We start from the raw sequence: 13,409 nt of genomic DNA on the forward strand, positions 1-13,409 counted from the left end.
TTATATGTGTAGGGATAGGAATGGGTGCACGCCTATTGGATTACTTCTTAACCGGCTGACACTTCGGGCAGAAGTGGGTCCCCCGTCCGCCAACCACGATCTTATGAATCGGTCCACCGCATGTATGACACGGCTTGTCCTTCCGTCCGTAAATCTGATGACTATGCTGGAACATCCCCATTTCACCCTGTCCATTGACATAGGATTTAATGGAGGAACCACCCGCTTCTACGGCTTCGGACAGTGTATCCACAATGGCATGATACAATCGCTTGAGCTCGGCATCCTTCAGGCTGTTGGCGTTACGCTCCGGATGAATCTTGGCTCGAAACAATGCCTCATCGACATATATATTGCCGATGCCGACCACATATGCCTGATTCAGCAGCACCGCTTTAATCTTCGTTTTTTTGCTGCCGACAACTTCCTTGAAGGTTCCGAACGTAAACGTGTCATCCAGCGGCTCATACCCCAGCTTGGCAAGAGGAGCATGCTGAAACTCTTCCCCCGTTGCAAAGAGATGCATCGTTCCGAATTGGCGTACATCCTTATAACGCAGCTCCGTCCCGTCCGAGAAATGGAAAATAACATGGGTGTGCTTCTCCACCGGCTCCTCGGCAGAGTACAACCCGTAACGCCCTTCCATCCGAAGATGCGAGACGAGCACCAGACCGTCCAGCAATATCCTTAAAAATTTCCCGCGGCGCTCCACACCTTCCACGGTATGATCCTTCAACATAAACGCAAATGCCTCAATATCATCGGGACGCTGAATAATCCGCGGCAGATGTACGGATACATGATCTATATGCTTACCTTTAATCAATTGGTTAAGTGTTCGTTTCACCGTTTCTACTTCCGGCAATTCCGGCATAATGTCTTCACCTCATCTCCCATTATACCGGAAGTTAGGACAGAGCGGGACCATGGTTTTGTGGAAAGGTATGGTGCATAATGCGCCCCTCTTCACGCCATGATCCCTATAAACGATTCTCTATCGGCTAACATATTGTATAACTTTACTTCGCTTCGTACCAGTTCTCGCCATAGCTGACTTCCGATTTCAGCGGTACCGACAGCTTCAGTGCCTGACTCATCACTTCCGGTACCAATTCCTTCATGATCTCCAGCTCATCCTCCGGCACCTCGAACACCAATTCATCGTGCACCTGAAGCAGCATGCGGCTCTTCAATTGACGATCATGCAGCGCCTTGTCCATATGGACCATGGCCAGCTTGATAATGTCCGCCGCGGTTCCCTGAATCGGCGTATTCATTGCTGTCCGCTCGGCAAAAGACCGCAGGTTGAAGTTGCTGGCGTTAATCTCCGGCAGGTAGCGTCTGCGTTCAAGCAATGTCTTCACATAGCCGTCTTGCTTCGCCTGCTTGACGATCACGTCCATATAACGCCGGACGCCCTGGAACACCTCGAAATACTGGTCAATGAAGGCAGCGGCTTCCTTCCGGGTAATATTCAGGTTCTGGGACAAGCCATAGTCGCTGATTCCATACACAATGCCGAAGTTAACCGCCTTGGCGGATCGGCGCATATTGGAGTCCACCTCATCCACGTCGACTCCGAACACGTCCATCGCGGTCTTCGTGTGGATATCCATATCGTGGACGAAGGCTTCCTTCAGACGTTCATCATCCGAGATATGTGCAAGCACGCGCAGCTCGATCTGAGAGTAGTCCGCCGCTAAAATGCTCCAGCCCGGCTCGGACGGAACGAAGACCTTGCGCAGCTTGCGGCCCTCCTCCAGACGGATCGGAATGTTCTGCAAATTCGGATATTGGCTGCTCAGACGACCCGTCGCGGCAATCGTCTGACGATAGTACGTGTGCACTTTGCCAGTTTGTGACGAAATCTCCTTCAGCAGACCTTCCACATATGTGGATTGCAGCTTGGCCAAGGTACGATACTTCAGAATCAAGCGGACAATATCGTGATAAGGCGCCAGCTTCTCGAGCACCTCGGCATCGGTGGAATAACCGGTTTTGGTCTTCTTGATGACCGGAAGCTCCAGCTTCACAAACAGAATCTCGCCCAGCTGTTTAGGCGAATTAAGATTGAATTCCGTTCCGGCGATCTCATATATCTCATGAACCAGCTTCTCGATCTGTCCTTCAAACTCGCGACCCAGCTCCTTCAAATCCTCCGCATTCACAGCAATTCCCTGCTTCTCCATATCGGCCAGAATGCGGGACAGCGGCATCTCCAGCTCGTGGAACAGCGGCAGCATTTCATTGGCAGCCAGCTCCTTCTCCTGAACGGGAACCAGTTCGGATACAGCCAGGCATTTTCTGGCCATGTGCTCGCTGAGCTTCTCCATATCGGGAACCTTGTACTTTGCCCCTTTACCGAACACATCCTCATCGGCTTGAAGATACGCAAGCCCGTATTTGGAGGCCAGACCGCTAAGACTTTGATTCGATTCGGTTGGGTCCAGCAGGTAGGCAGCCAGATGAACGTCAAATGCCGCACCGGCAAAAGCGATGCCCTGCCAGTGGAGGGCCAGATCAATGCGGTGCAGATCATATCCGCGTTTAGGGATCCCGCTATCGGCAAGCCAAGCACGAACAGGCTCGGCCTCTTCCGACTTCAGAACCTCAAACGGAATGAAGTACTGCCGTTCCTCCGAAGCGAGTGCGAGCCCGATCACCTCGGCATGATGGGGATTGTCCCCATGCGTCTCTACGTGGAGTAGGGTGACCTGGGCCAGGTTATCCGCAACCTCCTTAAGCCCCTTCGTGTCTACAAGGGTCACTTCAATCTTCGCTTCGGGCTTCGACTCAGCCGCATCCCCGCCCACTCCGCTTGTGCTCAGGTTTAACCGTTCAATGAGCGATTTAAACTCCAGCTTCGCCAGTGCGGGTCCTGCCGTCTCTTCATTCAAGCCTGTAAACGCCATGTCATCCAGCGACTGCTCCAGCGGAACTTCGCGGAAGATCGTAGCCAGCTTCTTGCTGAGTATGGCGGAATCTGCATGCTCTTCGATTTTCTCTTTCATCTTGCCTTTCAGCTCGTCGGTTCGTGACACCACGGCTTCAACGGATCCAAATTCATGAAGCAGCTTCAGAGCCGTCTTCTCACCCACTCCTGGAACGCCGGGGATGTTATCAGAAGCATCGCCCATCAGTCCCTTAAGGTCGATAATCTGATCAGGCGTCAGGTCATATCGCTCCTTAATCTGTTCCGGTCCGTAATACTCGATGTCGGTAACGCCCTTGCGGACCATGGCGATCGTGGTATGCTCCGAAGCCAGCTGCAGCATATCCTTATCCCCGGATACAACCATCACCTTCCGACCAGCTTCGTCAGCCTGACGGGTAATGGTCCCGATAATGTCATCGGCCTCATAACCACCGATTTCAAATTGGGAGACGCCAAGGCCTTTCAACAGCTCTTTCAGAAGCGGGAATTGTCCGGAGAGCTCGGGAGGCGTTTTCTGGCGGCCACCCTTGTAATCCTGAAAATCCGCATGCCGGAACGTTTCCTTGCCTGCATCGAATGCGACCATCATATGGGTCGGTTTGTGTTCCTCAATCAAGCGAAGCAGCATCGTCGTAAAGCCGTAAACCGCATTCGTCTGCTGTCCGCTGGCATTGGTCAGCGGCGGCATCGCGAAGAATGCCCGGTAAATGATATTATTTCCATCAATTAAAATCAGCTTGTCCATAGAACACCTCGCACCAATATTACTTCCTTTCCACATGATAACATAGGTTACCGCCAATTCCGAACAATCCGTTCGATTAACGGTGAATTCCTAAGAATACGCAAAAAAACGCCAGCTTTCGCCAGCGTTTGACTTATCATTATGCTATTGGTTGAGGTCGGGACGATGACCCGTTACGAGGTACACCGTGCTCTCGCCAATGTTGGTTGCATGGTCGGCGATCCGTTCGATGTAACGTCCCACCATGATCAGCAGCATCGCCTGATTGGCCGAATCCGGATCGGAGGTCAGATGCGCATACAGGTCCTGCAAAATCACGCTGTACAAATGATCGACCTGATCATCGTCCTGGGCCATTTTATAAGCCAGATCCGTATTTTCCGTCAGATAGGATTCGATGGATTCCGAAACCATCGCGCGCACCAAATCCGACATCCGCGGAAGATCCACCAGTGGCTTGATCAGCTTCTGGCCTTGCAGACGGATCGTCACTTTAGCGACATCCCGCGCCAAGTCACCCATACGCTCCAAATCGCTTGCAATCCGGAAAGCCACTAAAATCCGGCGCAAATCTTTTGCCACAGGCTGCTGGGTCACGATTAGGCGGGAGCCGATGTCCATGATTTGCTCTTCCATGTTGTTTAACTGCACATCGTTCTTGATAACCGCCTGCGCTTTCTCCGCATCCAAGGTCTGCAGGGACTCCACGCTGTTTGCCAGTGCCTCCTCCATATGCTTGCCCATATCCTGCAGCAAACTTCTCAGCTCATCAAGCTGCTGATCAAACTCAATTCTCCGGATCATGTGTGATGCTCCTCCTATCTACTTTTAAGAAAGATCATTGTCGTGATAATGGCTTAACCGAAACGGCCCGAGATATAATCCTCGGTACGTGCGTCCGACGGCGTCGAGAACAGCGTATCGGTGTTTGCGGATTCAACCACTTCGCCATTCAGGAAAAATACCGTCTGCCCGGATACGCGTGCTGCCTGATGCATGTTGTGCGTAACCATGACGATGGTGTATTTGCTCTTCAGCTCCTGCACCAGCTCTTCGATTTTCAGGGTCGAGATCGGATCCAGCGCGGAAGTTGCTTCGTCCATCAGCAGGATATCCGGTTGTACGGCAAGTGCCCGGGCAATGCATAGACGCTGCTGTTGGCCGCCGGACAAGCTCAGCGCGGACCGCTTGAGATAATCCTTGACTTCATCCCACAGCACGGCTTGTTTCAAGCTCTGTTCCACGATTTGGTCCAGCTCCGCTTTATTGCGGATACCGTGGAGTCGCGGCCCGTAGGCGATGTTGTCATAAATGGATTTAGGAAACGGATTCGGCTGCTGGAATACCATCCCTACCTGTTTGCGCAAGGCTTCAACGTGGACTTCCTCGCTGTAGATTTCGGTTCCTCCGATTTGCACGCTGCCTTCAATCCGAGTGGAAGGAATCATGTCATTCATGCGATTCAGCGTGCGCAACAGCGTAGACTTACCGCAGCCCGACGGTCCGATGAACGCCGTCACCGTTTTCTCCGGAATGTCCAGATCCACGTTTTTAAGCGCATGGTACGTGTCGTAGTAAAGGTTTAATTTCTTAATCTGTATGATGGATTCCATATCTTATTCATGTCTCCTTTTTCACGATTAGATCTGCTTTATGCGTCTCTTAGATGTTCTTCGAATACTTGTTCCGGATCCACACGGCTGCAATGTTCATGATGAACAGCATGATGAGCAACAGAATAATACCCGAAGCCGCCAGCTCATGGAAAGCCTCACTTGGTCTTGATACCCAGTTAAAGATCTGGATCGGCATGACAGTAAACGAATCGAGCAGATTTTCCGGCAAGAAGGCCACGTACGTTAAAGCACCAATCATGATCAGCGGTGCGGTTTCGCCGATCGCACGAGACAAGGCCAGGATAACCCCGGTCATAATTCCAGGAATCGCTGATGGCAGCACGGCGCTGGATACTGTTTGCCATTTCGTTGCGCCCAGCGCATAAGAAGCATCGCGCCGGTTCTTAGGCACGGCGCGAAGCGCCTCCTGAGCGGCAACGATAATAATTGGCAGCACCAGCAGCGTCATCGTTAATACCCCGGACAACAGGCTGCGGCCAAGATTCATGCCGCGCACGAAAATCGCCAGTCCCAGGATACCATATATAATAGAAGGAACCCCTGCAAGCGTACTGATATTCAGCTGGATCAGCCGAACCCAGCGGCTGCGGCCCGCATACTCTTCAAGAAAGATTGCCGCGCCCACGCCTAATACAAAAGACAGCGGGGCCATGAGCAGGAGCAAATAAATCGTGCCGACAATCGGCGATTTCAGGCCTGCTTTATCCGCGATACGTGACGGAAAGTTCGTGAACAGATCGGGTGAAAGTCTGTGAACGCCATCCATCACGATCGTAACAATCAAAGCCATCAAGGCTAGAATACCGATACTGGTACAAGCCAGGAATATCATATGCAGCGTTTGGTCACCCAGACGTCTCCGGTTGATTCCTTTGCTATCCCCCAGATTCAATTGTTTCATCTAGTATTCCTCCCTGAAGCGGCGAGCGACCCACTGCGCCAATATATTAAGCAAGAAGGTGATGACAAACAAGGTCAGACCTACCGCAAAAATCGTGCCGTATTCAATCGTTCCTCGCGGAACGTCTCCCATGCTTACCTGAACAATATAAGAAGTCATCGTCTGAATGCTTTCCAGCGGATTCAGTGTCAGCTGCGGCGTAGCACCTGCAGCCACCGTAACGATCATCGTCTCGCCAATCGCGCGCGAGAATGCCAATACGAAGGACGATACAACCCCCGATAAAGCGGCAGGCAGTACAATTTTCAGTGCAACCTCAAATCGGGTAGCACCCAGCGCGTATGCCCCGTGACGAAGGCTCTTAGGCACCGCACGCATCGCGTCTTCACTTAAAGACGAAATCATCGGCAGGACCATGATGCCGACCACGAGACCCGCACTAAGCGCATTGAATATCCCCATGTCGGGAAAAATCTTTTGAAGGAATGGTGTTACCGTTTCAAGCGCAAAATATCCGTAAACAATCGTTGGTACACCAGCCAACACTTCAAGCACTGGCTTTACAACCCCCCGAACCCGGGCAGGAGCGTATTCATTGAGATAAATAGCGCATGCCAAGCCGATAGGCACTGCGAAAATGATCGCAATGCCTGTAATCAGCAATGTGCCGCCCAGCAAGGGCAGCACGCCGAATTCTTTTGGAGGGAGAATTGGACTCCATGTCGTTCCAGTCAAGAAGGACCATACCGGCACTTCTTTGAAGAAGATCACGGATTCCTGTAGAAGCGTATATACAATACCGATGGTGGTAAACACCGAAAGCATGGCACACAAGCCGAGCAGGATTGGAACGATTTTGTCTGAGAGGCGTGTTTTGCTTCGACGGAATGTCATGCTTTTAGTGTTTGCCGCCACGGGTGAAGTTTTGTTCATTCTCCTCTTCCCTTTCTATGGGTTGCCCGAAGGATTCCCTTCGGGCATGAAGTCTTTAATTATTTTGCCAACTTGTCTTTTTCTTCTTGATACTGTTCATCTTGAAGCGGTACGAAACCAACTTCGCCAGCAAGACTAGCGGCATTATCAAGGTAGAAGTTCATGAACGCATTCACTTCCGGACGCTCAAGCTCCTTATCGTTTACATAGAGCAGCAGCGGACGGGACAATGGAGCATAACTGTTATCCTTGATCGTTTCCATGCTTGGAGCTACTGTAGCCGTACCGTTATCGATCGGAACCAGCTTCAATTTGTCTTGGTTCTCTTCATAGAAGGAGAATCCGAAGTATCCGATGGAGTTCTTGTCGCCAGCAACCCCTTGTACGACTGCGTTTGTATCGGCACTGAACGTGATTTGGCTATCGTTTCTGCTTGCTTGCGCTTCACCGTTAATCGCTTCTGTGAAGTAGTCGAATGTTCCGTGGTCTGTACCAGGAGAGTAAATTTTGATTTCCTCTGCCGGCCATCCTTCGCGAACGTCAGCCCATGTTTTTACAGTGCTGTTCGGCTCGTAAATTTTCTTCAGCTCATCTACCGTTAATTTATCTACGAATTCATTGCTCGGGTTAACAACAACGGATAGTCCGTCATAAGCTACCAGAACCTCATGATAGGTAATGCCCTTGGATTTTGCTTCTTCAGCTTCACTGTCTTTAATTGGACGGGATGCATTGGAAATTGGAATCTCTCCATTATTGAAGCGTTTGAAACCGCCACCTGTTCCGCCTGTTCCAATCGGAATGCGGACATCCGGGTTTGCTGCGCCGAACTCTTCAGCAATGGCTTCAGTTAACGGATGCAATGTACTGGAACCGTCAATTTCAATCGTTCCCGACAAAGCTGTTGTGGTGCTTCCTTCATTTTGCTGTGCTGAACCGTTGTCTGTATTTTCTCCTGAAGCACCGCCGGAAGTTGTTCCTCCGCCGCATGCCGCCAAAAGCGTGCTCAGCATCAATACCAGTACGAGAATACCTGCTGGTTTACGACCCCTTCTTTTAAACAAACGAATCCACTCCTTCAAAATGGTTGTTGTCTCTACTTCCTACTTACAATATTGATATTAATCCCGGAATGTAATAGCAGTTTCTGAGAAATGTAAACGCAGTGTAAAATATTTTAATCATAGTAGAGTTATAGATTCGACCTATCTTCCATGATCGAAGCTTCACCGGTGTTCATTCCGGCAAGCTCATCCTTCACCCGCTTCACACGCTTCACGGTTTCCTCGGCCAGTTGATAAACCTGATTACCGGACTTCTGAACCTCTTGAACGGCATTGTCCATTTCATTAAACATTTGGGCACCTTCCGTTACATATCCCTCGCAGGATTGGATTTCCTTCAGCGACGATACAGCCCCCTTGGCTGTATCTGCTGCCAGCCGCTGGATTTGCTCGAGCAGCTGCGATATATCCCCTGACAGCTTACGCGTTTGTTTTGCTAGCGATTGTACCTCTGCCGCAACCACTTGAAATCCACGCCCATGCTCTCCGGCATGCGCTGCTTCAATCGAGGCATTCATGGCCAGCAGACTGCTTTGGTTCGCAAGCTCGGTAATCATGCCGGTGATGGAAAATATGCGGCTGGCATCGGCTGCGAGCTCGGAGGCCTGGCCTTCACGCTTCGTCATATCCTCTACAAGACCAAGGTACGAGGTTCGGACAAGATCCAGTTTCTCCTTCCCGGTTTGTGACCACTCCCTCATCCGTATACATTCCGAGTTTGTTCTCGCTGCTGCCGTTCGGACCTCGGTTAAAGAGGATTGAATGTTCCGGGTATGCCGGTAGCTTTCCTGCAGGATCAGTTCCCGCTTCTCTTCCGCTTCCGCTTGGAGCATACTGGACAGACTCATCAGATCCCTGACGGTAAGCACGCCTAGCAGTCGTCCTTCATCCGTGATCAGGACACAATCATAAAATTTGGAATCCGGGCGCTGCAGGGACAATTCCAGCAGCGTTCCGACCTTCTCGAATATATCGACACGCGTCGGTTGATGGTCCGCAAACTGGTAGGCGGGCTTGGAATAATACAGGTCCACGGCAAACCTGCCCATCATTCGCTGGTAAAACACATCCCGCATAATCAGTCCTGCTGGTGTATCTGCCTCATCGCAATAAATAACACACGGGATACGCTGATCCTTCGCAAACACATTCAGCACATCGAGGCAGGATTCAGATTTTGTTATAACAGGGACCCTTCTTATGTATTGCCGATATAATGCGCCTGCTTCAGGCTCGTTTGCTGCATGTCCATCAAGTACCGGCTCTACCTCCATCTTCATTCTCTCTGTCTGATTTGGTTTGGTTTGAAGCAGTGTCATGCGCCTTCACCCCTTCTTCATCTGGTCCTTTAGACGCATCTTACCGGACAAGTATTATGGGAATATACTCGAATGATTAAGGGAGTGTAAACTGCGGAAGGATTATTGCGCGGAAATGAGACATTAGACATGTCAGGATCTGACCAAAGACCCAAAAAAAAGACTCCTCATCATTTCAAACGGAATGATGGGAGCCTTTTTTCGGATTCACTACAAGTTTATAACCAACCCCGCGAATGGAGTCAATGTGTACAGATTCAGGATCGAGCTCAAGCTTCTTGCGCAGGGAACTCACATGAACGTCCACGGTTCGCTGACCGCCGATATAATCGAAGCCCCAGACCACGTTCATCAGATCATCCCTCGTTAACACAACGCCCGGTTTTTTGGCCAGGTAGAGCAGCACCTCAAATTCTTTCGGCCGGAGATTAATGCTCTGACCGCCAAGCCGGACCTCGTATTTCTCAGGATAGATTTCCAATTCTCCAAGCGAAATGACGTTTCCCTGGTGGTCTGTCGTCTTTGCTTCATCGGCATGACCGGAAACCCGGCGCATGACGGCTGATACACGGGCCAGCAGCTCAGATACGCCAAATGGCTTGGTAATATAGTCATCCGCCCCCATCTTCAAACCTTGAACAACTTCCTCTTCGGCGTTCTTCGCGGTCAGAATAATGATCGGCGTGGTAATTCCGTTACTTCGGAGCTTCTCTAAAATCTGAAAGCCGTTCATGCCAGGCAGCATGACATCCAGCAGGATCAGATCATATTCATGATTCGACGCTTTCTCGTAACCTGCGGTACCGTGTTCCTCTACCTCGACTTGAAAACCTTCCTGCGTCAGATTGTAGGACAACAGCCGCGATAATGTCGGCTCATCTTCAATAACAAGCATGCGTTGCGTCAATGTTACCCCCGCCCTTATCTTGATAATTGGACTGCTTATGCAAGTATATCAACAGAATGTTAACGGAGTGTTAACTTCCTGTATCGTGCGTTTCCTGCAGGATCGGAAGCTCAATAATGAAGGAGCTCCCGATTCCCAGCTCGCTCTCCACCTTGATGGTACCGTGATGAAGATCCACCAGATGCTTCACGATCGACAGTCCAAGCCCCGTTCCGCCTGATCCGCGTGAACGCGCTTTATCCACCCGATAGAAACGTTCAAATATACGGGGAAGATCTTTCTTCGGAATGCCAATCCCGGAATCCTTAACAACGAACTCCACAATATCCTCGGCGTTCCTGTTACTATGCTTTTCACGAGCCGTTAATTTTACTCGTCCGCCTTCTTGCGTGTAATTGATCGCATTCGAGAGCAGATTCATAAAAATCTGGCGGAGCTTGTCCTCGTCCCCCTCCATAAACAGCTCTTCCGGGATGTCAAGCTCCAGGCTGATTCGCTTCTTCTCCGCCACGGTGCGCATCATTTCGGATATTGTATCAAAGAATGCCGACAAATGAATCGGCGAGTAATCCATCTGAATCCGCTTGGATTCGATCTTGGACAGCTCCAAAATGTCACCGATTAGCCGGTTTAGCCGTTCGGATTCGTCATAGATAATCTGGAGGAAGGAGCGCGATGTCTTCTCATCGGTCACCCCGCCGCCAAGCAGCGTTTCAGCAAACCCTTTCACCGCAGCGAGCGGAGTCTTCAGCTCGTGAGATACGTTGGCCACGAATTCGCTCCGCATGCGTTCAAGTCTGCGGATATCACTTACATCCTGCAGCAGGAACAGCATCCCGCGATAAGACTCCTGCTCTTCCTCCTGCATCATCGCAACCCCATCCAGGCGGATGATCGATTCCACCGGATAATAAATGTTGCGCTCCTCATGGAAGTCCTCCTTGCTCTCAAGGCCTTCCTCCATCAGTTTGGTCAATTCATAATGCTGCTTAAGCTCACGGTACGATTTGCCTGTTATCACTTCGGCATTAATGCCGAGCATTCTCTCGGCAGCACGGTTCACAAGAATGATCTGGCCTGCCCCGCTCACCATGACAATACCGCCTGTCATATTGTTTAGAACGCTTTGCAGCAAATCTTCATTGTCCCGTATCGTCCGCAGCTGGGTTTGCAGGCTGTCGGCCATTCCGTTAATGGCGTGCGCCAATTGACCGATCTCGTCTTTACGGTGAATCTTTACCCTCGCATCATATTCAAGACGCGATATCCGTCTGGCTACGCGCGTGATTTTCTCAAGCGGCGAGGTCAAGCCCTTGGCGACACGATAACTCACCAAGGCAGCTATCAGGAATAGCACCAGCAGGCCGATCCCCATCACGGTCCAGCCTTGTTTGACTCCCTGGTCCACTTCCTTGAGACTGACGGACAATCGGACGAATCCGTCGAAATTCTCTCCGGCCTTGACCGGAAGTGCAACGTACAGCATGTCCTGCTCAAGCGTATCGCTCCGACGAATGGTACTCCCGCGCCCCGCTTTTACCGCTTGAAGCATCTCTTCACGATAAGCGTGGTTATCCATGGTTAACGGATCACTCTCCGAATCCCCGATAACCTTACCATCCTTCAATATAAAGGTCACTCTCGCATCAGACAGTTCTTCAAGCTGCAAGGATCTTTCGGTATAATACGAAAGAGCATCCGCGCTGTCCGTATCCGGAAACTCCATCATGGTCTGCAGAAGCCGAATCTCCCGGACCATATTGTCCTCCAGCAGCTGAATGTGGGACTGCTTGAACACCGTCACCATAGCCAGTCCTGCCGCGAGCATAGATAACCCAATTAAAGTAAGCATAATCAGAGTCAAACGATTGCGATACTGCCTCATGGTCTCTCCTCTTTCTGCCGCGTGATCATTTTGGTTAACTTACCGCCCGTGTGCGTCTTCGTTGGAATAACGCATGAATGATGGTTGCCGCCGGCTGCTGGAACATAATGCCAAGCACCACCGGGATGGAAGCCTGGGGTGAGAAATACGTTGTAGCCAACACCATCCCGAGTGATATATTACGCATTCCGGACGCGTATGTAAATGTAATTTGCATTTCCTGTGTCGGTCCGAGCATCGCATAGGAGCCAAAATAGCCAAGCAAATAGCAGATCACAATCAGCGTAACGACAACCGGGATCACTACCAGCATCTCCTCCTTCATGCCTGCTGCATGGGGAGCGATGGCTGCCGCGTTCAGCATCACCACGAGCATAAAAAACAGCTTCGATATGGGCTGAGCTACAGGAGCCGACCAGTCCTTGACCCGTCCTTTGGAACCTTCATACAGCATCACCCCGATCAGAGTGGGTAATACCACCATGGTCAGCAAATCGAGAATCAGTTCAGACGCATCCCATGTAACCAGTGCATCCCCGATAAACATCTCCATCAGAGCCGGTACGACTAAGGGACTGAGTATGGTATCCAGCACAACTACCGCCAGGATGAACGGAACGCTGCCGCCTGAGCTTCCGACCCACATCACCGAGGATATCCCCAGCGGAATGATCGCGAACAGCAGCAAGCCAATCGTATAATCCGAATGCGTACCAAACACGGCCGAGCCCAGTCCATAGGCAAGCACCGGAGCAGCCGCATGGGCTAGAAAGAGCGTTAATATAACAGCAAAGGGGCGCTTCAGAACCCCTTGCAGATGACGGATCCCACAGCCAAGTGCCATCACCAGTGTAATATAACCGAATAGATAAGGAATCCAGTGAACAAAGTCCACCAAAACATCCGAGAGCAGCCAGCCTAGCACCAGCGAGCCTGGAATCAAGAGAAAGGTGTACTTTTCAAACCAAGATGCAAAGGCTAGTCCAAAACTTCTCACCTGTTTCCTCCAATGACTGAATTGACGTATTTAACTTTCATCATAAACCGGAGTGTCCGAAAACCGCAACGAAAATTCGAAATAAG

11 protein-coding genes are annotated in these 13,409 nt (G+C 50.8%); all 11 read right to left on the reverse strand.

Going from position 1 to position 13,409, the window contains the following annotated elements:
* Window positions 1-40 precede the first annotated feature (40 nt).
* The 11 genes from mutM to M4D81_RS21990 all read right to left on the reverse strand — a co-directional run bounded on the left by mutM (window position 41) and on the right by M4D81_RS21990 (window position 13,323).
* Window positions 41-874, reverse strand: coding sequence for a DNA-formamidopyrimidine glycosylase (gene mutM / locus M4D81_RS21940; RefSeq protein ID WP_216530476.1), 834 nt, complete (start codon window positions 872-874; stop codon window positions 41-43).
* A 145-nt stretch (window positions 875-1,019) separates the two neighbouring features.
* Entirely contained in the window at window positions 1,020-3,680 is a 2,661-nt protein-coding gene (gene polA / locus M4D81_RS21945; RefSeq protein ID WP_260068053.1) for a DNA polymerase I, read from the reverse strand.
* Between the two features lie 144 nt (window positions 3,681-3,824).
* A complete protein-coding gene (phoU, locus tag M4D81_RS21950; protein ID WP_260068054.1) occupies window positions 3,825-4,484 on the reverse strand; it encodes a phosphate signaling complex protein PhoU in 660 nt (219 codons plus the stop codon).
* A gap of 53 nt (window positions 4,485-4,537) precedes the next feature.
* Entirely contained in the window at window positions 4,538-5,293 is a 756-nt protein-coding gene (gene pstB, locus M4D81_RS21955) for a phosphate ABC transporter ATP-binding protein PstB (RefSeq protein ID WP_009594645.1), read from the reverse strand.
* A gap of 49 nt (window positions 5,294-5,342) precedes the next feature.
* Window positions 5,343-6,218, reverse strand: a complete 876-nt coding sequence (gene pstA, locus M4D81_RS21960) for a phosphate ABC transporter permease PstA (RefSeq protein WP_071218081.1) — start codon at window positions 6,216-6,218, stop codon at window positions 5,343-5,345.
* Window positions 6,219-7,151 (reverse strand): phosphate ABC transporter permease subunit PstC, encoded by a 933-nt coding sequence (gene pstC / locus M4D81_RS21965; RefSeq protein WP_071218080.1) that lies wholly within the window; start codon window positions 7,149-7,151, stop codon window positions 6,219-6,221. It abuts the gene before it with no gap.
* 59 nt (window positions 7,152-7,210) lie between these two features.
* Window positions 7,211-8,215 carry a PstS family phosphate ABC transporter substrate-binding protein gene (locus tag M4D81_RS21970; protein ID WP_071218079.1) on the reverse strand — a complete coding sequence of 335 codons (1,005 nt, stop codon included), beginning with the start codon at window positions 8,213-8,215 and terminating at the stop codon, window positions 7,211-7,213.
* A 128-nt stretch (window positions 8,216-8,343) separates the two neighbouring features.
* The gene (locus M4D81_RS21975) at window positions 8,344-9,534 is read right to left on the reverse strand and encodes a methyl-accepting chemotaxis protein (protein ID WP_260068055.1); all 1,191 of its coding nucleotides are present in this window, start codon (window positions 9,532-9,534) and stop codon (window positions 8,344-8,346) included.
* A 175-nt stretch (window positions 9,535-9,709) separates the two neighbouring features.
* Entirely contained in the window at window positions 9,710-10,441 is a 732-nt protein-coding gene (locus M4D81_RS21980) for a response regulator transcription factor (protein WP_071218077.1), read from the reverse strand.
* 70 nt (window positions 10,442-10,511) lie between these two features.
* Window positions 10,512-12,326, reverse strand: a complete 1,815-nt coding sequence (gene pnpS / locus M4D81_RS21985; protein ID WP_260068056.1) for a two-component system histidine kinase PnpS — start codon at window positions 12,324-12,326, stop codon at window positions 10,512-10,514.
* Between the two features lie 34 nt (window positions 12,327-12,360).
* On the reverse strand, window positions 12,361-13,323 hold the full coding sequence (locus M4D81_RS21990) for a bile acid:sodium symporter family protein (RefSeq protein ID WP_260068057.1): 963 nt from the start codon (window positions 13,321-13,323) through the stop codon (window positions 12,361-12,363).
* Window positions 13,324-13,409: the final 86 nt, after the last annotated feature.

Origin of the sequence: Paenibacillus sp. p3-SID867 (genome assembly GCF_025142895.1) — a bacterium.
GTDB lineage: Bacteria > Bacillota > Bacilli > Paenibacillales > Paenibacillaceae > Paenibacillus_AQ.

Coding starts and splice junctions, on each gene's coding strand:
- mutM (WP_216530476.1), bottom strand. CDS start 874: ATGCCGGAATTGCCGGAAGTAGAAACGGTGAAACGAACACTTAACCAA.
- polA (WP_260068053.1), bottom strand. CDS start 3,680: ATGGACAAGCTGATTTTAATTGATGGAAATAATATCATTTACCGGGCA.
- phoU (WP_260068054.1), bottom strand. CDS start 4,484: ATGATCCGGAGAATTGAGTTTGATCAGCAGCTTGATGAGCTGAGAAGT.
- pstB (WP_009594645.1), bottom strand. CDS start 5,293: ATGGAATCCATCATACAGATTAAGAAATTAAACCTTTACTACGACACG.
- pstA (WP_071218081.1), bottom strand. CDS start 6,218: ATGAAACAATTGAATCTGGGGGATAGCAAAGGAATCAACCGGAGACGT.
- pstC (WP_071218080.1), bottom strand. CDS start 7,151: ATGAACAAAACTTCACCCGTGGCGGCAAACACTAAAAGCATGACATTC.
- M4D81_RS21975 (WP_260068055.1), bottom strand. CDS start 9,534: ATGACACTGCTTCAAACCAAACCAAATCAGACAGAGAGAATGAAGATG.
- pnpS (WP_260068056.1), bottom strand. CDS start 12,326: ATGAGGCAGTATCGCAATCGTTTGACTCTGATTATGCTTACTTTAATT.